General features: G+C 37.9%; 21 protein-coding genes. 13 read left to right on the top strand and 8 right to left on the bottom strand.

The window, feature by feature from the left end; genetic code table 11:
• Positions 1–10: 10 nt before the first annotated feature.
• From QXK50_07650 to QXK50_07610, 9 genes are read left to right on the top strand one after another with little or no spacing between them, the layout of a single operon-like run.
• Positions 11–964, top strand: coding sequence for a transketolase family protein (locus QXK50_07650; GenBank protein ID MEM2009023.1), 954 nt, complete (start codon positions 11–13; stop codon positions 962–964).
• On the top strand, positions 945–2,003 hold the full coding sequence (locus tag QXK50_07645) for a bifunctional chorismate mutase/prephenate dehydrogenase (GenBank protein ID MEM2009022.1): 1,059 nt from the start codon (positions 945–947) through the stop codon (positions 2,001–2,003). Before QXK50_07650 ends, QXK50_07645 begins: the two co-directional genes overlap by 20 nt.
• Positions 2,000–2,989: a 3-deoxy-7-phosphoheptulonate synthase gene (aroF, locus tag QXK50_07640; protein ID MEM2009021.1), complete on the top strand. Its 990-nt coding sequence runs from the start codon at positions 2,000–2,002 to the stop codon at positions 2,987–2,989. Before QXK50_07645 ends, aroF begins: the two co-directional genes overlap by 4 nt.
• A complete protein-coding gene (gene aroB, locus QXK50_07635; GenBank protein MEM2009020.1) occupies positions 2,986–4,050 on the top strand; it encodes a 3-dehydroquinate synthase in 1,065 nt (354 codons plus the stop codon). The genes aroF and aroB overlap by 4 nt, the downstream gene beginning before the upstream one ends.
• Entirely contained in the window at positions 4,038–4,841 is an 804-nt protein-coding gene (locus QXK50_07630) for a shikimate dehydrogenase (GenBank protein MEM2009019.1), read from the top strand. The genes aroB and QXK50_07630 overlap by 13 nt, the downstream gene beginning before the upstream one ends.
• The gene (gene aroC, locus QXK50_07625; protein MEM2009018.1) at positions 4,819–5,991 is read left to right on the top strand and encodes a chorismate synthase; all 1,173 of its coding nucleotides are present in this window, start codon (positions 4,819–4,821) and stop codon (positions 5,989–5,991) included. The genes QXK50_07630 and aroC overlap by 23 nt, the downstream gene beginning before the upstream one ends.
• Positions 5,964–6,758: a shikimate kinase gene (locus QXK50_07620; protein MEM2009017.1), complete on the top strand. Its 795-nt coding sequence runs from the start codon at positions 5,964–5,966 to the stop codon at positions 6,756–6,758. The genes aroC and QXK50_07620 overlap by 28 nt, the downstream gene beginning before the upstream one ends.
• On the top strand, positions 6,755–8,002 hold the full coding sequence (gene aroA, locus QXK50_07615; protein MEM2009016.1) for a 3-phosphoshikimate 1-carboxyvinyltransferase: 1,248 nt from the start codon (positions 6,755–6,757) through the stop codon (positions 8,000–8,002). Before QXK50_07620 ends, aroA begins: the two co-directional genes overlap by 4 nt.
• Positions 8,003–8,027: 25 nt before the next feature.
• Complete coding sequence (locus tag QXK50_07610) at positions 8,028–8,705, top strand: type I 3-dehydroquinate dehydratase (GenBank protein MEM2009015.1); 678 nt, start codon at positions 8,028–8,030, stop codon at positions 8,703–8,705.
• 8 nt (positions 8,706–8,713) lie between these two features.
• Here QXK50_07610 and QXK50_07605 read toward each other — a convergent pair whose 3' ends face one another.
• From QXK50_07605 to QXK50_07580, 6 genes are all read right to left on the bottom strand, one after another.
• Positions 8,714–9,694, bottom strand: coding sequence for an FAD-dependent oxidoreductase (locus QXK50_07605; protein MEM2009014.1), 981 nt, complete (start codon positions 9,692–9,694; stop codon positions 8,714–8,716).
• A gap of 93 nt (positions 9,695–9,787) precedes the next feature.
• A complete protein-coding gene (locus QXK50_07600; GenBank protein MEM2009013.1) occupies positions 9,788–10,273 on the bottom strand; it encodes an NUDIX hydrolase in 486 nt (161 codons plus the stop codon).
• Between the two features lie 34 nt (positions 10,274–10,307).
• Positions 10,308–13,523: a carbamoyl-phosphate synthase (glutamine-hydrolyzing) large subunit gene (carB, locus tag QXK50_07595; protein ID MEM2009012.1), complete on the bottom strand. Its 3,216-nt coding sequence runs from the start codon at positions 13,521–13,523 to the stop codon at positions 10,308–10,310.
• Positions 13,510–14,682 carry a glutamine-hydrolyzing carbamoyl-phosphate synthase small subunit gene (carA, locus tag QXK50_07590; GenBank protein ID MEM2009011.1) on the bottom strand — a complete coding sequence of 391 codons (1,173 nt, stop codon included), beginning with the start codon at positions 14,680–14,682 and terminating at the stop codon, positions 13,510–13,512. The genes carB and carA overlap by 14 nt, the downstream gene beginning before the upstream one ends.
• 22 nt (positions 14,683–14,704) lie before the next feature.
• On the bottom strand, positions 14,705–16,114 hold the full coding sequence (locus QXK50_07585; protein ID MEM2009010.1) for a lyase family protein: 1,410 nt from the start codon (positions 16,112–16,114) through the stop codon (positions 14,705–14,707).
• Positions 16,101–17,306 carry an argininosuccinate synthase gene (locus tag QXK50_07580; GenBank protein MEM2009009.1) on the bottom strand — a complete coding sequence of 402 codons (1,206 nt, stop codon included), beginning with the start codon at positions 17,304–17,306 and terminating at the stop codon, positions 16,101–16,103. Before QXK50_07580 ends, QXK50_07585 begins: the two co-directional genes overlap by 14 nt.
• Before the next feature lie 117 nt (positions 17,307–17,423).
• Between QXK50_07580 and QXK50_07575 the strand changes: the two genes are divergently transcribed.
• The gene (locus QXK50_07575) at positions 17,424–18,131 is read left to right on the top strand and encodes an ACT domain-containing protein (GenBank protein ID MEM2009008.1); all 708 of its coding nucleotides are present in this window, start codon (positions 17,424–17,426) and stop codon (positions 18,129–18,131) included.
• 55 nt (positions 18,132–18,186) lie between these two features.
• Here QXK50_07575 and QXK50_07570 read toward each other — a convergent pair whose 3' ends face one another.
• Both QXK50_07570 and QXK50_07565 read right to left on the bottom strand, forming a co-directional pair.
• Positions 18,187–19,269 carry a branched-chain amino acid ABC transporter permease gene (locus QXK50_07570; GenBank protein MEM2009007.1) on the bottom strand — a complete coding sequence of 361 codons (1,083 nt, stop codon included), beginning with the start codon at positions 19,267–19,269 and terminating at the stop codon, positions 18,187–18,189.
• Positions 19,266–20,192, bottom strand: a complete 927-nt coding sequence (locus QXK50_07565; GenBank protein ID MEM2009006.1) for a branched-chain amino acid ABC transporter permease — start codon at positions 20,190–20,192, stop codon at positions 19,266–19,268. Before QXK50_07565 ends, QXK50_07570 begins: the two co-directional genes overlap by 4 nt.
• 154 nt (positions 20,193–20,346) lie before the next feature.
• Between QXK50_07565 and QXK50_07560 the strand changes: the two genes are divergently transcribed.
• The 3 genes from QXK50_07560 to QXK50_07550 all read left to right on the top strand — a co-directional run bounded on the left by QXK50_07560 (position 20,347) and on the right by QXK50_07550 (position 23,209).
• Positions 20,347–21,615, top strand: coding sequence for an ABC transporter substrate-binding protein (locus tag QXK50_07560; GenBank protein ID MEM2009005.1), 1,269 nt, complete (start codon positions 20,347–20,349; stop codon positions 21,613–21,615).
• Positions 21,616–21,718: 103 nt separating this feature from the next.
• Positions 21,719–22,498 carry an ABC transporter ATP-binding protein gene (locus tag QXK50_07555; GenBank protein MEM2009004.1) on the top strand — a complete coding sequence of 260 codons (780 nt, stop codon included), beginning with the start codon at positions 21,719–21,721 and terminating at the stop codon, positions 22,496–22,498.
• A gap of 3 nt (positions 22,499–22,501) precedes the next feature.
• Positions 22,502–23,209, top strand: coding sequence for an ABC transporter ATP-binding protein (locus tag QXK50_07550; GenBank protein ID MEM2009003.1), 708 nt, complete (start codon positions 22,502–22,504; stop codon positions 23,207–23,209).
• Positions 23,210–23,224 lie beyond the last annotated feature (15 nt).

Raw genomic sequence — 23,224 nt, 5'->3', positions numbered from 1 at the left:
TTTCAAAGATATGCAGGAATTGAAATCCTTCAGGGATACTGTAGGTTACATTCTAGAGACATTAGGTGAAGAATTAGAGGATCTAGTGGTTGTCACAGCAGATGTAGGAAAACCAACCAGAGCTCACCTATTCGGTAAAAGATTTCCGGATAGATACTTCAATGTGGGTATATCTGAACAACATATGTTATCGTTTGCAGCAGGACTCGCTTCCGCAGGTGCTAAACCAGTAGTTATAGCTTTCTCGATGTTCTTGATGCGAGCTTGGGAACAAATAAGAAATAGTGTAGATAGGATGAATCTCAATATTAAGATCATAGGAACACATGCAGGATATAGTGATCATGCTGATGGCTCTAGTCATCAATCACTAGAGGATGTGGCTTTGATGAGGGTATTACCTAACATGAAGATAGTTGTACCTGCAGATACGTATGATGTTGAGAGAAGTCTTCCTCATGTAATCAAAAATGTTTATGGACCCTTATACTACAGGGTTGGCAGAGATTACTCGCCACCGGTATCAGCTGATCATGACTATGTTTTTGAGCTTGGTAAAGGATACATACTTAAAGAAGGACATGATGTAACGATAGTTGGTGCAGGTCCCATACTTTATGAAGCTCTTATAGCAGCAGAAGAATTGATGCGTGAAGGTATTAATGTAGCTGTTATAAACATGATCTCGGTTAAACCTCTTGATATCGAGCTTATAGAAAGATATGCGCGTAGGACGGGGCGTATAGTTGTAGTTGAAGAGCATATGGTGTATGGTGGTCTCGGAAGTGCTATTGCCGAAGTTCTTGTTCAAAAATATCCAGTCCCTATGAGAATTGTGGGTGCAAAAAGTTATGGAAGATCAGGTAGAAGTGTGAAAGAGCTGTGGGAGTACTTCCACCTTAGTTCGAGAGCAATTATTGAGAAATGCCGTGAGGTTCTTAATCATGGACATAGCCGAAATTAGGAAGAAGATAGATGATATAGATAGACAGATAATCGAGTTGCTGTCTAGGAGACTGGAATTAGTTAAGAGTATAGCTGAGCATAAACGTAGCTATGGTTTGAGCATCAATGATGAAGCAAGGGAAATAGATCTATCAATAAAGTGGAGAAAACTTGCAGCAACATATGGAGTTCCACCGGACCTTGTGGAACAAATACTTGAGGAGATCTTGAAGCATTCGAAGAAATTGCAATTAGATGTGATTAAATCTATTGATGGATGTAGAAGCGTTTATGGAGCTCGTGTAGCTATTGTTGGTTACGGTAAGATGGGGAAGGCACTTGGTTCACAGATTATACGTAGAGGATTCGAGGTCGTTATCACTGGGAGAGATATTGATAAAGCCAAGACTGTAGCGAGAGAGTTGGGCTGTAGCGCTATAGAGCTCGAGAAAGCATTAACAACATGTAATCACATAATTTTAGCACTTTCACTACAAGCTTATCTAGATGGTTTTGTAGACATTATCGCCAGGCATATGTCTGGTAAAATCGTAATGGATATACTCTCATCAAAAAACTTGGTATACGAATATGTCGAGAAGCTCTCACATGTATATGGATTTGCATATGTGTCTACACATCCGCTTTTCGGTCCATCTACATCAGCATATGGTCAGAAGATAGCAGTAATACCATCAGGATCAGGGAAAGATGTTCTAGAAGATGTTGTTGATTTCTGGAGGTGTGTAGGTCTAGACCCTGTTGTAGTGAGCTACGAAGAGCACGAGAAGGCCATGGCAGTAGTTCAAGTTTTAACTCATATGCTTATACTATTGTTTCAATTAGGTGTAGAAGAACTATCGAAAGAACTTGGTATAGATCCGCTAAAGCTTTCAACACCAACATTTAGGGAACTTACTGCCATAAGCATAAGGCTTAATGAAATAAAGGACGTTGTCTACGAGATTCAGAAGAATAACAGTTTTTCTCCTCTTGTTCATGAAAAAATCTTTGTGCTTTTTCGAAAAATTGTCGAAAGATTAGGTGGTAGGATATGATGTTCATATTGAAACCGAATAGAGATGAGTCAAAAATTGTAGAGAGCATCAGATCAAGATCTGCGTCATATAGAGTTGTAGATCTCTATGGTAGAAGAATCGTGATCGCTTGGCCTGATAAACTTGTTGAAGATGTCATTGATGAAGATGTTGAACTAAAAATAAGGTCTAGATATAAGTTTCCTCTAACATCTAATGAGTGGAGAGAGAAAACGATCTTTAATATCGATGGCATCGAGATTGGTAGCAGAAAGATAGTTATCATAGCTGGTCCTTGTGCTGTAGAGAATGAGGAGCAAATGATTGAAGTGGCTAGAGCCGTTAAGAGAGCTGGAGCCTCACTAATTAGGGGTGGGGCGTTTAAGCCTCGAACAAGTCCATATACGTTTCAGGGATTGGGTTTAGAGGGGTTAAATATACTAAAGAAGGTCAAGGATGTTGTTGGTATACCGATAGTTTCTGAGGTTATGGATCCAAGAGATGTGTATACGGTTAGCGAATATGTTGATGTGCTTCAGATAGGGGCGAGAAATGCTCAGAACTATCCATTATTGAAAGAAGTTGGTAAAAGCCGTAAACCAGTACTGCTTAAGAGAGGTTTCGGTATGACTGTCGAAGAATGGTTACTATCGGCTGAATACATTTTGTTAGAAGGAAATGGACAAGTTGTGCTTTGTGAAAGAGGTATAAGAACTTTTGAGAGTACAACTAGGTTCACTTTCGATATAGCTGGTATGGTTGTAGCAAAAAAGACGTCACACTTGCCAGTAGCAGCTGATCCAAGTCATCCATCAGGAAAAAGAGAATACGTAGAGGCGCTGACATTAGCAGCTGTAGCAGCAGGAGCTGATGTAGTTATGGTAGAAGTGCATCCAGAGCCCAGTAAGGCGTTAAGCGATTCTGAACAACAATTGACTGTGAAAGAGTTCGAAAATCTTATGGAGGGAATTAAGGCTGTGGCTCAAGCAATAGGTAGATCGATTTGAAGATAATCGAGGAAAGAATATGTTGTGTTGATACAAAGATTTTTGTAGGTAGGAATGCAATTAAATATCTAAGAGAAGTAGTCAAGAATGGTAAGGTACTGATAGTCAGACAGAAGTCCATAAGTATAGATAGAATTGTTGAGGTTTTAGGAGACGAAATACATGAGTTTGTCCTCGAGGGAGGTGAACAAGATAAAGATCTGGATACAGTAATCAATATAATTGATTATCTATATAGAGAAGGTTTTCAGAGAAACGATTATGTTATAGCTGTTGGTGGAGGAACCCTTACTGATGTTGTAGATTTTGCTACATCGATATACATGAGGGGAATGAAGCTTATAAACATACCTACAACACTACTCGGTATGGTCGATGCAGCAATCGGAGGTAAAAATGCTGTTAACTTCAGGAAAATCAAAAACGTTATAGGGACCTTCTATCAACCATATGTAGTTATAGCTGATATAGGTTTTCTAGATACGCTTCCAAAAAACGAGTATTTGAATGGATTAGCCGAAGTCATAAAATATGGTGTTGTACTAGATAAAACGTTATTCAGTTATTTAAAGGATAATGTAGACGGTATTATCAGTCGGAGAGATGATGCAGTAGAGTACATAGTGTATAGAGCAATTCTGAACAAGCTTAATGTGGTCAAGGAGGATCCCTATGAATTGAAGGGTGTAAGAATAGTGCTGAATTTCGGTCATACCGTTGGTCATGCTATTGAAGCTGCATCGGGATTTGCTGTATCTCATGGTAGAGCTGTAGCAATAGGCATGGTTATTGAGACAGTACTTGGGACTGAATTAGGAATAACAAATAATAGCTGTGTCAAGCTTGTAGAAAATGTGTTGAGAGAATACTCTTTACCAATCTCAATAAAGGATCTATCAATCGCTATTGATATAAGTGAGGTAATAAAGTCTATAGCTAGAGATAAGAAGAGAAGGGGTAACAGCATATCTATGCCTATTTTAGTTGATATAGGTACATGGGTTAAACGTGAGATAACCATAGATAGAATTGAGGAGGGTATAACTAAATGGATTGGATAATAAATGCCTCCACCAAACTATTCGGCGTCATAGGCAGAAACATACAGTACTCTCTCTCACCACCTATACACAATTACGTGTTTAGAAAGACGGGACATAATGCTGTGTATCTAGCTTTCGATATTCCGGAAGAACGTTTTCAATATCTATTTCCAGCTTTGATGGAGTTATGCGAAGGTCTGAACATAACGATTCCGTATAAAGAGAAGGTTATAGGGTTTCTAGAGGACTTAGATCCTATAGCTAAAGCTATCGGAGCTGTAAATACCGTACACAAGGGTGTTGGATACAATACCGACTATATAGCAATAGAGGTGCTTGTTAAAGAGAATTTGAACAATCTGGATGGAGATTTATGTTATATCTATGGTGCTGGTGGAGCAGCGAGAGCAGCAGCTTTCGCTTTAGGAAAACTGGGCTGTAGGATTGTGATAATTAATAGAAGTAGATCGAGAGCTGAAAAACTGGTTAAAGACCTCGCGGAATACGGCGTAGATGCTGAAATAGGTGAATCATGTGAGAATAGATCAAGAGTTGTTGCGAATGCTACACCTAATCCGGAAATAGTACCGGAGGTATGTCTCAATACAGATGTTGTTATAGAGTTTGTGTATAGACCTGTTGAAACACAGCTCGTTGTTAAAGCTAAAATGAGAGGAATTAAGGTGATAAATGGGCTCGAGATCCTAGTTAAACAAGCATTGGAAGCTCAAGAGATATGGTTCGGTGAAGTAAGGATACCATATGAAGAGGTTATAGGTTATCTGTATGCCAGGAAACTCGTTTGGTAGATTCTTCAAGGTAACAACATTTGGGGAAAGTCATGGACCTACTGTAGGGGTTGTAATTGATGGTGTTCCAGCTGGATTACCTATCAGTACAGATGATATAGAAATCGAGCTTAGATTGAGGAGACCAGGGAAAGCGTTTACATCACCTAGAAGGGAACTAGATCGGGTAGAGATCATTAGTGGTATATTCAATGGCAAGACTACGGGTGCACCAATAACTGTTATTGTGAGGAATATAGATGTAGACTCGAGTTACTACGAAGAGATCAAGTACACCCCAAGACCTAATCACGCTGATATCCCCTATATCATTAAGTATGGTTATGAGAATTGGGATTACAGAGGTGGTGGAAGAGCTAGTGGTAGGGAAACAGTTGCTCGTGTAATAGCTGGAGCATTGGCCAAGAAACTCCTCATGTCGAGCAATACGCTAGTTCTAGGATGCATTAAGTCGATAGGCACTATCTCTGTCGAAGACAAAATAAGTTTCAGAGACCTTGTTTACGCTAGATGTAGTCCGTTAAGAGCATGTAAACCCGAAACCGAATCTAAGTTTGCTGAAATATTACGCAATGCAATTAATGATGGTGATAGCTATGGCGGAGTCGTAGAGGTGCATGTGTTTAATCCACCTGCGGGTTTAGGTGAACCGGTTTTCGATAAGATTAAAGCTGATTTAGCGAAATCTGTAATGTCTATACCTGGTGTTACTGGTTTCGAATATGGTCTTGGATTTAACTATGCAAAGAAGAGAGGTAGCGAGGTAGCAGACGAGGTATTCGTAGAGAATGGCAGTATTCGGTGGAGATACAATTATGCTGGCGGTATACTAGGGGGTATAACAACTGGTGAAGAGATAGTTATTAGATGTGCTTTCAAACCAACATCATCTATAAGGTTTCCACAGAAAACTGTGGATATAAGATCTTTTGAAGAGAAAACAGTTTCTATTCGTGGTAGACATGATCCATGTATAGCCATTAGGGGTGTAGCTGTTGTTGAGGCAATGGTGGCAATAACGTTAGTAGATCATAGTATTAGAGCTAATGTTATACCTGCTGTAAGGCTTTCAGATAGAGATGTAGAAACTATACAAGAGAGATGGGAGAGGTACAAATCTCTATGCAGGCCTTCGGAGGAATATCAATAATTAATGCAATTCCTTCTTGGTTTGGAGGAACCATGGCTGTAAACCTGAGGGTGCATAGCGCTATAAAGACATGTAAAGAGCCTTGTAGATACACTTCAAAACTCGTTGAAACAATAGTTCAATATTTCGTTAGAAAGTACTCTCTACCATTATTCGAAGTAGAGATATCTTCAGAAATTCCCCCAATGAGTGGTCTAAAGAGTAGTAGTGCTGTAGCTGTTTCAATTATAAGAGCTATTACAGAAAAATATGGAATATATGAGAAATCAATACCAAGATTAGCCGCTGAATTATCTATTCAAGCTGGAGCCTCTATAACAGGTGCACTTGATGATGCTGCAGCAGCTTATTATGGTGGAGCTGTACTGACAGATAATCTGAATATGAAGATACTTAGAGTATTTGATCCAAAACTTGATCTATCTGTTGTACTAGCCATTAAGGGGTATAGAGAGAAGAGAATTGATGCGAATATTATGCGTAGATATTCTCATGTATTCTATGAAATATTTGATAAAGCTTTTGAAGGAAATATTCTAGAGGCGATAAAGCTCAATGGTATCGCTGTAGCAAGAATCCTTGGATATGATGAAGAGCCAATAAGAGAAGCTATTGGGAGGGGAGCACTTGCTGCAGGTATTAGCGGTAATGGACCATCTATGTTTGCTCTCTGTAGAAAGGGTGATGAACAATATTTTATCGATTTATTCAAACGTTATGTAGATACGATCAAGGTCGTTGACATAGTTGGTGTAGGAGGTACATGAAGGTAATAGTATCACCTTCGAGAATCTCTGGCACCATAGATGCTCCTCAATCGAAGAGTTATGCAATTAGATACATATTTTGCTCAACGATAGCACCTATAGAACTCTACGATCTTGCTTTATCGAATGATGTTGAAGATGCTATAGAAGCTGTTAAGGTATTAGGTATAGAGTATACTGGTGGCAAGTTTGTAAAGAAGGGTGAGGAGCTTAAAATAGTTAAAGACTATCTATATTTACGTGGATCAGCCACAACCTTGAGGATGTTCATACCTATTGCATTGATTGTGGGTGGTAAGATAACGATTGATGGTGATGAGTCTCTACGTAGGAGACCTTTAAAAGCAATTATAGAAAGTTTAGAGGATAAAGGAATTAAATTCTCGTCAAGAAGTCTACCGCTAACTATAGAGGGAAAGTTAAGAGATACATACATTGAGATACCTGGATACGAAAGTAGTCAATATGTGTCTGGATTCATGATAGCTTTTGCTATAGCTGGTGGGGGTACAATAAAGATAACACCTCCCATAGTCTCTAAGAGCTACATAAATCTAACAGCATCAATACTCAAGAAGATTGGTGTAGATGTAAATGTGTATAGCAATAGGATAGAGATTGATGTAAAGGATAGAGTATCTGGATATACAGGTAAGGTACCTGGAGACTATCTGTTAGCATCATTTTACGTATCTTCAGCACTTCTTACTAATGGACGTATAGAGGTAAGGAATCTTCCACAACCGGAAGAGTATGTGGGAGACCATACTATAGTTGATGTATATGAGGCAATGGGAGCTCAAAGCATATACATAGATGGTGTGTGGATTGCTGAGGCTTCTGAAAGTCATAAAGGTTATAGAGGTATTGATATAGATGTAGAGGATTCACCGGACATGGCTCTATCCATAGTTCCTTTAGCTTCCATAGCTGATGGAATCACAAACATAGAGAATGTTTCGAGACTACGGATAAAAGAAAGCGATAGAGTAACTGAGATTGTTAAGGTCCTTAAAAGTTTTGGTATAGAGGTGTATACTGATTACAAGAGAATAAGAATACATGGAAGTAAACCTGTAAGTGGTAAAGTAGTGTGTCCTAATGATCACAGGATAGCTATGATGGCAACACCAATAGCATTAAGAGTTGGTGGAGTAATAGATAGAGCTGAATGCGTTGAGAAGAGTAATCCAAACTTTTGGAACGATATAGTGAAACTAGGAGGAAAAATAGAGATTATTTAGGTGATCCATACTGAGGCTACAGCTTGTGGCTTCTATTCCTGTGAGATATGCTGATGATGTACTGAAGGTATATAGCTGTTGTACTGATGTAGATTTTATCGAACTTAGGGTTGACTATAGCGATGATCCTCTATCAATAAACTATTCATTAATCAAGAATTCAAAAATCATTGTGACACTTAGAGATGTTCAGGAGGGTGGTGTTAAGAAGCATAGCGATGAAATTAAATTATCTCTACTTAACAAACTTGTAGAGCTTGGGATAATGTATGATGTTGAAATGAGGTTTGTTAAGAAATATGGTGTTGACTATAGGAACAAAATAGTATCTATACATATATTGAATCCATACAGCATTGACCTTAAATCTGTTAAGAAAGACGTTGAAAGCTTTATAGATAAAGCATTTGTAGTTAAAGTAGCTACGAAACCTTTTCCCGGCTATAGAACCTTCCTGATGGAGCTTCTCGAATTGAGTAATAATGTAGCTGTCATGCCTATAGGTTCAAGTCCTATTGAGAGGATTGCTTTTGCTTTACTTGGCTCTAAACTCCTGTACTGTTACATATCTACACCAACAGCATCAGGTCAACCTAAGTGTGATGAAATTAAACAAATATTAGCTGAATTCAAGAGACTTAGACTAGATGATGAGCCTCCACCGCATTTGAGTGGTGTTGATGATAGAAGAGAATTGCGCTGAAGGTTTATTTAGAGTCTTAAGGATCTTTTTGGTATCTTTAGGTTTTTCTTCCAATCGCTTGTTATAGACTTTTCCATACCCTTATATCTATACACGTAATTAATAGCTGAAAGAGCTGAAATAACGCCAGAGGCAGCAGCTATTACAGCCTGCTTATATGGTATGTCTACAATATCTCCAGCAACAAAAAGACCTTCAGTCTTAGTTTTACCAAACGCGTCTGCGATAACCTCACCTTTATCATTGAAATCTACAAAATCCTTTAAGAAATGGGCACTTATTTCAAAACCAAGCTCTACGAAAATTCCGTCAACCTTTAATCTAGCCTCATTACCCTCTCTATTGCCTATGACTGCTTCTTTGATATGATCATATCCAACTAAACCTTTAACTTGGTATCCTGGATAAATAACGACGTTTGGTAGTTGTTTAGCTATCTGTATACTTGAATCATTGTTGTTAGACACTATATAGTACACCTTACTAGCTAAAGAAGATAGTATTTCTAGAGATTCTATTCCTTTCTCACCAAAACTAACAAGAGCAACCTCTTTACCTCTATAGAGAGGAGCATCACATGTAACACAATAGCTAACACCTTTACCAATAAGGCTATCTTCGTTAACTAAACCAAGTCGTTTAGGTGCTTTACCGCATGCAGCAATAACAGCTATAGCTCTATATGTACTTCCTTTTCTGGTTCTAACAACAAATAAACCATTTTCTCTACTTAATGACGTAACCTCATCTATAACTATTTCTGCTCCAAATGAAGTTGCTTGTTTCTGGATCTTTAGCACAAGATTTAGCCCTGAAACAGATTCTATTCCAGGATAGTTCTCAATAACACTTGCATAAGATAATTGACCTCCAATATCTATAGATACAACTAAGGTCCTAAGCCCCTGTCTAGAGGTGTATAGTGCGGCAGAAAGGCCTGCAATACCACCACCTATTACTATAACATCATATATATCGGTATCTGACATATCTACACCTATTTGGTTAACCGTTAAGCAACTAAATTATAGTAGAAGAAAATCTATTTAACCATCATGAACAACTACACATATCTATACTGTCTAGTCAAAAACATCAAGCTCATATACATCTAGTAATTGTAACCTATTACCATTCTCTTTGGCTAGTAGGTTAACTAGGTATTTTGTTGACCTAGTTACATCACTTCTCTTAACAACTTCATCGATAGGTATGAAAGCTACGTCAATAGCGTCTCCTCCTGGTCTTGGACTACCCTTGACTGATTTTTCATCAAACAATACATCCAGTATAAGATAGTGATATACGATTCTCGATGTACTGTCTCTAACTATGTTGTTTATTATGAGCAAAACTCCCAATGGTTTAGCATCTATACCTGTTTCCTCGTTAAGTTCTCTTCTAGCAGCTTCATATATGTTTTCACCAGCTTCAACAACACCTCCAGGAATAGACCACAACCCTTTACCAGGATTGAAACCTCTCTTCACTATCAGAACATTATTGTTGCGTAATACAACAGCTCCTACAGCAGTTATTGCATATAGAGGACGTACTCTAGAACTCACCAGCTGTTTCACCTATACACAGTGAAACATATGGTTAGCCATACACTTCTATGATTTCCTTTACGTCTTTCCAATACTCCTTCATGTCTTTTATTATAGGTTCCTTATCCCTTACATACTTTAGTGATTTAGAAAATTCGTATGCAAGTTTATGATTAAGTATAAGCGGTACAACCATTTCCGCAGCCATTCTCCTTACAGCATAATCCTTTTCGGGCTTGTATCCAGTGGTCATGACTAGCCCTATTGATCTGCTTATAAAATCCTTCTCTATCTGCTTTATACTTAGAATTTCGCCATAGTTTATAGTCATATTCTCTACTGTAGCAATTCTGTATCCTATGTCTAGCAATATTTTTGCTGCTTCATTAAGTATATCCACATGACCTAAAGGTGTATATATCAGTATCTTCTCCTTTTTTTCTGGTAACCTACTTCCTTGAACACTGAGCCAACTCATGATCAATGCCTCTTCATAGGTATCAGCAATGCACGCTACTTCTCCAACACTTCTCATTTCAGGCCCTAAGAAGGGGTAAGAGCCTCTTAACCTAGACCATGAGAACTGCGGTGATTTAACACCATACCATTTAGGTTTAAGTACATTAAGTTTGTGAGACTCAATACTATTGTTTAGGCTACCTTTTAGAGACACTTCTGCTGCAGCTTTCATCAGATTATATCCTGTAACTTTGCTTGTAAAGGGCATAGACCTACTAGCCCTCAAGTTAAGTTCTATCACATAGACTTCACCATCTTTATAGAGCATCTGTAGATTGAAAGGTCCTTTTATATTCAGTTCAGCACTAAGCTTCATAACGATATCTGCAGCCTTCTTTAATGCTTTTTCCGGCAGGTATCGAGGTGGTAGAACCATTGTAGCATCACCGCTATGAACACCTGCAGGCTCTATATGCTCTATAAATGCACCAACAACAGTATCCTTAAGACCAACACCATCGAACTCGAATTCAATAGCATTATCAATAAATTTCGAGATAACTACGGGATACTCAGGAGATATTTTTGCGGCTCTAGATATAAACTCCAGTACTTCATCGAGACTGTTTGCTATAGCCATAGAGGATCCGCTAAGAACATAGCTAGGTCTAACAAGTACTGGAAACCCTTCATCTTCAACAAACCTTATCACTTCTATAATATTTGTAGCTACTACCCACCTAGGTTGTTTGACTCCTAGCTTATCTAGTAGTTCACTAAATAGAGCTCTGTTTTCGGCTCTATGAACACTTATACCTGGTGTACCCAAAAGTACTACTTTTCTTTTCTCTAAAGCCCACGCTATATTATTCGATATTTGTCCACCCAAGAAAGCTACAACACCTTCAGGGTTCTCGAGCTCATATATGTCTAAAACACGTTCAACTGTTATCTCATCGAAATAGAGTTTATCGCTTATATCCCAATCTGTAGAAACAGTTTCGGGGTTATAGTTTACGACTACCACCTCGTATCCAAGGGATTTAGCTTCATCTGTAAATGTAACTATACTCCAATCAAATTCCACACTTACACCTATCCTAAATCCTCCAGCACCTAGAACCATCACTTTTGGCTTCATACTATTGAATGATATATCATGTTCCCAACCATTATACGTTAGATATAGGTAATTAGTCTGGGCAGGCCATTCAGCAGCTAGTGTATCTATCTGCTTAACAACAGGCTCCATACCATACTTCTTCCTAAATGCTCTGATATCGTCAGCCAATACACCTAATGCTCTAGATATCTGTTCGTCGCTAAACCCCATTCTTTTAGCTTCAGCTATAATTAATGGTGATGGATATATGTTCTTAGAGCTTTTCTTCAATTCCTCATAAAAATCAACTATCTCTTTAACCTGTTTAAGGAAATGTTTATCTATACCTGTTATCTCATAAATTGTGTCAACATCTACTCCATGTTTAAAGGCTTTTGCTACCCATATAGGCCAGTAGGGCTCTCTTTTCCTAAGCTTATCCATTACGTAATCAAGTGATATACCGTCATCCTCGTAGACAGGACCTCCAACAACACCTGGTTCACCAATGTCGAGCATGCGTAAAGCTTTTTGTAAAGCTTCTTGGAATGTTCTACCAATAGCCATAACCTCTCCAACACTTTTCATTTCCGTCCCTATAGATTTATTAACATACTCGAATTTGTCTAGATTCCATCTCGGAACCTTTATAACGACATAGTCTAGGCTGGGCTCGAAACATGCAGAAGTTTTTCCCGTCACCTTGTTAATGATCTCATAGAGTTTATAGCCTAGAGCCAGTTTAGCAGCTATGTAGGCTAAAGGATAACCTGTAGCTTTACTAGCCAATGCACTACTTCTAGACATTCTCGGATTAGTTTCTATCACATATGCTTCCTCGCTATTCCATGGATTTAAAGCTACCTGTACATTTCCTTCACCGACAAGCATGATGGCTCTTTCAGTAGCTATAGACAGGTTTCTAGAGAGTTGATATTCGTAATCTGTGAGTGTTTGACAAGGAGCTATGACTATCGACTCACCTGTGTGTATCCCCATTGGATCCAGATTCTCCATACACGCTACTGCTGCAACATTATCATAAGCATCTCTAACAACCTCGAATTCTATCTCTTTCCAGTGATGAAGATATTTTTCAACAAGTATTTCACCTATCTCAGACTGAGCAAATGCAGCGATAATCCTCTTCTGAAGATCATTCTTATCCCATGCAACAAAGCTTCCAGCTCCACCAAGATTAAAACTTACCCTGATCATAACGGGGTATTCAAATTCTTCGGCAATCTCTAGAGCTTCCTCAACACTATATACAGCTCTACTTGGTGGTATAGGGATACCAAATTTTTTTGTTGTTTTTCGGAAAAGGTCTCTGGATAGAGCTCTTCTTATACCTTCAATAGGTGTACCGAGAACTTTAACACCATATTTATTTAGTACACCATCATCATAAAGTCTTACACCTAAGCTGAGAGCCGTTTGTCCACCAAATCCAACCATGATTCCGTCCGGGAGCTCTTTTTCAATAACCTTAGACACAAAATCGGGCTTTAGTGGCAGTAGGTATACCTTATCAGCAAACTTGTAGCTAGTCTGTATAGTAGCTATGTTGGGGTTAATTAAAATAACCTCTATACCCTCTTCCTTCACCGCTTTGAGTGCCTGATTACCGCTATAATCAAATTCGGCAGCTTCAGCAATTTTAATAGATCCCGAACCTATTATAAGAACCTTTCTAGGTGTTTCCATGGTTCATAACCATCTTCTTGAATTTTTCAAAAACCCATACGGTATCATGAGGTCCTGGTCCACCTTCTGGATGGAATTGTGTAGCTATTACTGGCAACTTTTTATGTACTACACCCTCAATCGATTCATCATCTATGTTCTTAAACCATGCTACAAGTTCGGCATTGTCAAGCAAATCTTCTTTCACGGCATAACCATGATTTTGTGTAGTTATATATCCCTTCTTAGTTAGCACATCTATTACGCCTTTATTTGGACCTCTATGGCCATACTTGAGCTTGTAGGTTTCAGCACCTAGAGCTAGTGAAATTAGTTGCATACCTAGACATATACCTAGTACAGGTTTTCCAGAATAGACTATCTCTTTTACTGTATCGATTTGTTTTTTGAGTACCACGGGGTTTCCAGGACCATTGCTGATAACTATACCATCTCCGGCTTCAAGTAATTCGCTAGCTGATGACCAGCATGGGAATCTAACTACTCTAAAACCTAGACTCAGAAGCCACCTAATTATACCGTACTTTATACCACAATCAAGTACAGCTATAGTTGCTTCGGGTCTTGATGGGGGTTCGTGAACTATTGTAGTTCTTGGTGATACTAGGTATGTGAAATCTTTCAAATCGTATCTTTCAGCTATTTTCAACTTCTTTTCAAGTTCCGTCCATTCGATAACTTCATTCTCGGGAAAAACAGATAGTACACCCATCATAACTCCGTATTCTCGTAGCTTCTTGACAAGAGCCCTAGTATCGACTTCATACATACCTGGAACTTGTGAATTTCTTAACCATTCATTTAATGATGCTACACTTAGATAATGATTTGGAGGTGGTAGAAATGTTACTATAAATCCTTCAACTTGGATTCTATCTGATTCAAAATTTATTGGCACATCAGCTATTGAGTGCTTTGTAGTTGGAACCCCATAACAGCCAACCATGGGATGTGTCCACACAAGTATTTGACCTGCAAAACTAGGATCAGTTAAAGCTTCTGTATAACCTGTCATACCTGTCGAGAAAACAATTTCACCAACTCTTGTATCAGCGTATCCAAAGCCACAACCCTCTACTGCTGTACCATCCTCTAGTAGTAGTCTCGCTCTAAGTCCTGTTTCTCTACACCATATCTTGGCTATAGATGTGTAAATCAAAAACCCTCACCTACTCTTTCATTTAGATCTTTATAAGCTCTTCGCTACATTGCATTAAAACTGTATTGATCTGCTTGACTCTTTCATAATCTCTAGCAATACGCTCTCGAGCTAAATTCATTAATACATCGAGCTCTTTTTCTATAGGTTTCTGTTTTACTATTTTCCACACATCAGCAAGTTCAAGTCCATAGGATTTGAGGAACGATTTTAATGGATCTGTATTATTCCTCCAATATTCTTGAAGAGCTTCAGCTAGTCTAGCGTATAGGTTTCTTACAGGTATGTTTGTGTTAATGGATATATACTCTATTATATCACTACTCCAGCAAGGTTTATCGCTAAGGTAGTTATTAATAGCATCGCTATTGATCTCTAAACCTTTTATAAAATCAGTAATTATTTCTAGTGTGCTATCTAGATCTTTAACTAGTTCGTAGAAATAGATATTCATCTCCTGGAAATCTAGGTTGTATCCATAGGGAACAGACTTGTAGCTCGATAAAAGAGCTGTTAAGAGCCCTATAGCTCTAGAGACCTTAGCTCTCGCAATCTCAAGTGTAACTAGATTCCTTTTATGTGGCATTATACTACTTGTCGATATATGTTCTCTAGGAACTTCTAGACCATGAGGAACAATGTTGTTCATTATCATCATATCCTCCACAAATCTCCCTATCTCGGCCATAAGAATTGTGAATATAGAGGCTACAGACAACATGAACAGTCTTGATCCTGTGGCATAATAAGGTGGTAGAGGTGTTGAATCAAAACACAAGAGTTTTGCAAAAACATCTTTATTGAGTGGAACTGAGGTACCAGCAGAAGCTCCAGAACCAAGAGGATTTTGATTAACGAGCTCTAGTAATTCTAGAAGTATTTTCCATACATTACTAAATGCATATTCATAAGTCAAGAAGTAGAGTGTAGCGCTACCACATTGAGCTAACTGTGCATGTGTAAAAAATGGGAATAAGGTTTCTCTATATTTGTTACTTTTATCGATAAAGGCTTCTCTTAAATCTAGAAGCTTGAGCAATAGCTTAATCATGTGGTCTCTTATAGACAGCCTTAGTACAGCAGATATATGATCGTTTCTACTTCTACCTATAGCAATTCTGCCCGCATCCTCACCCACAACACTAAATAGATAGATTTCAAGAGCTTCAAAAACATCTTCAAACTTTTCTTCCCTTTTTTCTATCCACTCATATAGTCTCCTTCCTTCGGTTTCAATAATTTTTATAAGTTCGTAAGAAATCTTCTTGGCTGTTTCTATAGTTATTAGATGACTATTTACCAGATTCTTTAAGTGAGCCAACATAACCATAGCTACGTATTTAGCTAATTTTCTATCGAAATCTATGCTCGATACATAACTATCGATAGAATCTTTAGATACACCTCCAACGAAAACCTTATATCTTTTCATCTTTTGGTAAACCTCTGATTCTAGAGGCTGAAAGTGCATAGAATCCGTGGATTGATATAAATCCTCTTGCTTCTGCATCAGAAGGATACCAACCTGTGTTATAGTCTATGAGTTCTTGTGAATATAGTGAGTATGGACTTCTTCTTCCAACAATTCTTAGCGTTCCTTTATAGACTTTGATTTTAACCTCACCTGAAACATAATTGTTGATAGAGTCTATAACCCTATCTAGATGAATTCTCATAGGATCTATCCAAAGTCCTTGATACACAAGATCGCTCCACATTTCATCTACTGAATGCTTGAATCTAAGCTCTTTAGGTGTTAAGACCATTCTCTCAAGATCTTGATGAGCTTCTATTAAGGCTAGAGCAGCAGGTGCCTCATATACTTCTCTGCTCTTCAGTCCTATAACTCTGCTTTCAATCATATCTATTCTTCCATAGCCATGCATACCCAACGTCTTATTTAGAAATCTAATTAGTTCAACACGATCTATTTTCTCGCCATTGATTTTATATGGAATCCCTTTATCAAACTCTATCATAAGGTATAAAGGTTCATTTGGTGCTTTTTCAGGATCTACAGTCCATTCAAAAACTTCTTCAGGAGGTTCTGTATAAGGATCATCTAGAATCCCCCCTTCTATACTTCTTGTCCATAGGTTTTCATCAATACTGTACTTTTTATGAGATGTGGATACCTCATATCCATACTCGCTGAGTATCTTTATGTTCTCGCTTCTGGTTAATCTAAGCTCTCTTACAAGTGCGATAATCTTTATATCGTGCTTTAGATAGGCCTTCAATGTTAAGTCGAATCTGATTTGATCATTTCCCTTACCTGTACAGCCATGGGCAACAGCATCCGCATTCTCCTTAATGGCTATTTCAGCGATTTTCTCTGCTATAAGCGGTCTAGCTAGTGCAGTTCCAAGAGGGTACTTACCTTCATAAAGAGCGTTTGCTTTTATAGCTTCAAATACATAATTTTCAACAAACTCTTTCTTTGCATCTATTGTGTAATGCTTTATTGCTCCAAGACTATATGCCCTTTCTTCAATACTCTTTAGCTCTTCTTCTTGACCTACATCAACTGTTGCTGTAATAACATCAGCTTTGTACTTTTTCCTAAGTAGGACAAGTATTGTTGAAGTATCTAATCCACCTGAATAAGCTAGTACAACTCTCATTGCAATCACTCACTGAATTAAACTACATCCTTACTACTATTTGTTGTGGGTAACGGACTTTTCTATTTGGCGATACATATATAACCATCTAGACCATAATATGTTCTGGCTAGAACAATGAGCTCGATATCCCATATAGTTAAAGAGATAGTATCTTCAGATCCATCTACTCTTCAGTGCATACTTAACGACATAGTAAATTATACAAAATTATCGAAAAAATTGAAGCCATTGGTAAGTGAAGCCATTGGTCATGAGGTATCAGTAGATACTATTAAGATGGCTTTAATAAGGTTTGCTGAAAAAATATTCAAAGAATTCAATATACTGAAAAGAGACGTAGCCCAGGTGTTGGCTAGATCTAGCATTGAAATTAGAACAGGAATAACCATAGTGACTATAAGAAATGCAGCTTTTTCTAGAATAGCTCAATACATACCGCTTCTCTCCACAAGATCTAGATTTCTAGCAATAATGCAAAGCATACTTGTAACAACATTAATTCTAGATGATGAATCATCCGAAGAAATTATATCTAGACTTAACAAAGACGATATCATGAGTATCCAGAGAGATTATTCAGCAATAGTCATTGTGAGTCCGATAGAGATTATGTATACCCCTGGTGTACTCTCCTACATAACCAACATACTTGCACTCAATAACATAAACATAGTCCATATAGAATCATGCTATACAGACACAATAATAGTTGTATCGAGAGAAGATCTAATTAAAGCATTCCAAGTTCTCTCAAAACATATCGACATATCTAAGAAACTATTAACCATAAACCAACACTCGGTAACTAACCCAGATAAATAACACGTAGTATAGATAGTCATTAAATAATAGATCTTTAAGATGCAGTAACAATAGCTCATCTAACCTGACTAGTCTCAGTATCTGAGGATTCGATAGCTTTTCTCTTTATTATCTCGATATCCTGGCGTGGAAGCGTTAATGTAGGTCTCTCTGGTATAAGGCCTTGAGGTCTAAATAGTATTATGACAATTATAGCTAGGCCAACCAGTATATACTCAAGCCATTCTGTAGCTATAGGTAATATGTTTCCTAGCTGATGTTTATAGAGAATTATGCCTATTCTCGTAAATGTAAACAGTAACACCCCCACAAATATCCCAAGATTATTACCAACACCTCCAAGCATCATGAAAGCCCAAGGCCAGAAAGTCCATGTTAGTCGAGTATATGTTGCAGCTTTCATACTACCTGTATAGAGAGTCCATAAAGCACCAGCTACAGCAGCTATAGCTCCACCTATAATTAACGTTTGTGATCGAGCTTTAACAGCATCTTTACCATATACTTCTGCTGCTACTTCAGAATCTCTGATAGCTTTAAGCATTCTACCAAATGGTGATCTTGCGAGCAGTTCTGAGTATATAAAGAGGAGTATAGCTATAGCTAAGATGGTTAACGTTATTAAGGAAGAAACACCTTTTCCTATGAACTTGAATGGATTTATGACGAATATGCCTGTTGTACCTCCTACAAGATGCGGATAATTCCATGCAATACTAGCTAGTATTTCTCCAAAGGTTAGCAATGTTATACCTAGGTAAGCACCTTTTAATCGAATAGCAGGATAGGCACATAGATATCCGATAATGCCTCCAATAATTGCTGCTAAAATTAGTGAGAATAAGAAAATGCATACAGACAGTAGAGGATTTTGAGATAACCAGTTATCGATTTGGAGAACTATCCTGGCATTGTACATATGATCAGAATATTCAATACCTGCAGGTAGCCCTAGATATAATGCAAGAATTCTACCAGGTATAGCTGCAACATTTATAGCTCCAGCAATAACGGCTAGAAGTCTTCCAAATTGTGGAATTCTTAAGAAACCTACCTCTATATTCAAGCTTATAGTCACTATCAACCCTATCGAGAAATTGAGGATTATGAGCTCTATGATTGGGTTTAACTCTATCATCGTTTTATCACCTTTTCTATTAGCATCCCTAGACCTGATGGCTGAAGAAGCAGGGTTACAACCATTATAATCAATGGTATAACCATCTTGAAAGAATATATCCAGCTACCTATAACTGGTGCCAATAGAGACGGTATAAGGTATTCACTTAGACCTACAAGAAATCCTCCAATAAAGCTTCCGTATACTGTATATAGTCCTCCAACAATTGAACCTGCAAAAAATGTTACTACAGTCTCCATTCCTATACTTGGTCTGCCTGTGAAAATCATTGCTAGTATACTGCCAGCTAATCCAGCCATACCTCCGCCTATAAACCATGACAAGAGATAGACTATATCTGGATTAATTCCCTGGAGTTGAGCGAGTTCAGGATTTTCTATAGTTGCTCTCATAGCGATTCCTAGTCTAGTTCTTGTGAATAGCGTATATAGCCATACAAATACGGTTACCAATACTATTGGCGATATAATCCAGGTTAACTTTATATTAGCTCCATATACATTTAGTTCAATATCGCGTGCCTCTAAAACAAAGTTCTTTGCGATACCAATTTTATGTGTATACATGAGGTAATCGGCGAATATGTTAAGGAAGGCAAAATAGATCAGGTCTACACCTAAGGTGGACATCATGAGGTTTATGTCGGAAGCTTTAACCATGATTAAACGTCTGTTCACCAATAGGTATGTTATAATGCCTAGAGCTCCAGAGAACAGAAAAGCTATAGGTAGATACACATGGGGTATTCCACCGTAGAAATATAGGAATGTGAATACTATATATACACCCCATCCAACCATTGATGCATGAGCAAAATTAAATGTTTTTGTGGCAGTATAGATCAAGGTTATACCTGCAGCACCTAGAGCTATACTTATTGAATACACTATAGCCTTTGCTATCAGCGTCACATCTAACATTGTATACACCAAGTTGGTTTTAGCAAATAACAATAACACCAGCTTATTAAGCTATAGTACGGTTAAAAAGTTTGATAGACTTCGTTAAAATATCAAAACCTTATATACCCTTTAAATAAGTTTCAATAAGTATAAACACGAATCTGGTGACAACATGGTGAGCAAAACTGTTCTCTATGCGTTAATTGTAGCTATAGTTATTGTAGCAATAGCTGGAGGAATACTGTACTACCAAATGTTGTTATCACCACCTACACAATATAAACTAAGTGGGGAAGTAAAGATAGGTGCACTTCTTCCACTCTCTGGACCGCTTTCGTCATTCGCTGCAGAGCTCAAAACAGCTATAGAGTATGCTGAAAGAGAAATAAATGATTATCTAGCTTCCAAAGGTAGAACATGGAGAATAAAGTTTGTTGTAGAGGATACCGCTGGAGATCCTAGAACACATCTAGAGAAGCTTATGGCGCTACATGCAGCAGGCGTAAAGATATTTATAGGTGGCATCTCTAGTGCAGAACTTTCTGAAGCATTAAGCTACTGTAATACTAACAATATACTCATTATATCGCCATCATCAACATCACCTGCACTATCTCTCCCAGATATGGCTCTACGTTATGCACCGTCGGATCAGTATCAAGGAAAAGCTATAGCCAGGATTATGTGGAATAGAGGAATTAGATGGCTTATACCTATATGGAGGGGGGATACATGGGGTGATGGTCTTGCAAGAGCTGCTATAGATAGGTTTAAGGAGATATGTAGAGCTAGTGGTGAAAGTTGTGGTGTTATAGAGCCTGGCATAAGGTACGATCCATCAGCTAAAGAATTTTCAGCAGAAGTCTCACAATTAGCTGCATTAGTTAGCGATGCTACAGGAAAATATGGAAGAGATAGGGTTGGTGTACTACTGATATCATTTGAAGAAGCTGCGAGTGTTTTTGCTTCTGCAAAAGGTTATGCAATACTAAGCGAGGTAGTATGGCAAGGCTCTGATGGTACAGCAAACATAGTGCAGTTACTTGATCCAGGTATAGCTGATATCGTTGTAGAGGTAAAGTTCTTGAACACTATGGCCTCTCCAGGTGCCTCACCTAAGTCTGAAGTTGTAAGAAATGTGATTAGAGAAAAACTTGGTAGAGATCCTATGGGTTATACGTACTTTGCATATGATATAGCTTGGACAATAGCTTTAGCACTAGATAACGTTGGTGAATACGATGCTGTAGCTGTTAAAAACAAGTTGCCTGAAGTACTTGCTGACTACGAAGGTGCTTCAGGAAAAATAGCACTTGACGAAAATGGTGATAGAGCATTAGCTTATTATGATATTTGGACTGTGGCCAAGGTTGATGATAGGTACGAATGGAAGATTGTAGGCCTATATGATGGAGAGAGAGATGACGTTCAATGGTATTAGTATTCTTATAACCATAAAGATTTAAAACATTTTTAACTTTTTAAACCTTAGTATAAGGTAAAAGCGAGATCATCAAACTTAAAGATATTTGAGGTATAGAAACATGAAGCATGATGGTGTAGTTCTAGTAACTATTGAGTTAACAAAACGTTTCGGAGGTCTTATAGCACTAGATAATGTGAACCTTAACATCAAGAGAAACTCGTTGACACTCTTGATAGGTCCTAATGGTGCAGGTAAATCAACACTCATAAATACTTGTGTAGGAATACTGAAACCTGATAAAGGTCAAGTTTTATTTTCGCCTACAGGCAATGGTGTAATTGATATAACCGGCTGGCCCCCTCATGAAGTATATAAATCTGGTTTTGTTAGATCTTTCCAAATTCCGCAACCATTTTTATCGTTGACAGTTCTAGAGAATGTATTAGCTGTTTTCACCAGTAGAGGTGAAGATCCACTATACGCTATATTCAGATCTATGTGGAGAAAAATTGAAGAAGAATATATAGAGAAAGCATTCAAGGTACTAAAGCTTGTAGGTCTTGATGATTATTGGGATGTGGAGGCTTACAAACTTGGTGCAGGTCAGCTTAAAATGCTAGAGGTGGCTAGAGCATTAGCAGCAAATGCTAGACTCGTAGCTCTTGATGAACCTATAGGTGGTACTGATCCTGGATACGCTAAAACTATTTTCGAGAAACTCAGGAAAATTAAGAGTGAAATGGATATTACGTTTGTGGTAGTAGAGCATAGAATAGATATAGCGTTACCTTTTGCTGACTACGTATATGTAATGGATAGAGGAAAAATTATAGCTGAAGGTTTGCCAGACATAGTCTATAAAGATCCTAAGGTTGTTGAGGTATATGTTGGTGAATAGATTTTGAGTCTATGTACGGTAGATCTTTTTGCAGGATATGGAAAACTCAAGGTTCTGTTCGGAATCAATATTGCAGCTGTACCGAATGGTATTACGGCTATTGTAGGTCCCAATGGTGCAGGTAAATCAACGTTGCTCAATAGCATTTATGGATTGGCCGATGTCTATAACGGTAAGATCATATTTGATGGAATTGACATAACTTATCTCAAACCTTACAAGAGGGCTCATCTAGGTATATCTTATGTTCCTCAAATGGGTAACATATTTGCAGAACTAACGGTTTATGAGAATCTTTTATTGGCTGGCTATCAGATGGATAGAAATGAGCTAAGAGACAGAATTAGTTGGGTTTTAGATGCATTTCCAAGACTTAAAGAATTTCTAAATAGGAAAGCAGGTACTCTTAGTGGTGGAGAAAGAAGGATGCTTGCAATAGCTATGGGGCTTATGAAGAAGCCTAAGATAATGCTCCTAGATGAGGTAACAACAGATCTAGCACCAATAATTGTTAAGAAGGTTCTTGACATAATTGTTGAGTTAAGGGATAAATTGAAGCTTACGATAGTTCTGGTGGAGCAGTATGCTAAAAGAGCTCTAGAGATTAGTGATAAAGCCTATCTCCTTGTCTCTGGCAAGATTAGATATGAAGGTTCTCCTAAGGATCTTCTAGAAAATGAAGAATTTGCGAAACTTTATCTAGGTCTATAGACTCTAAAGAGATCA

Origin of the sequence: Ignisphaera sp. (assembly GCA_038831005.1) — an archaeon.
GTDB lineage: Archaea > Thermoproteota > Thermoprotei_A > Sulfolobales > Ignisphaeraceae > Ignisphaera.
This window is presented reverse-complemented; position numbering and strand designations above follow the sequence as displayed.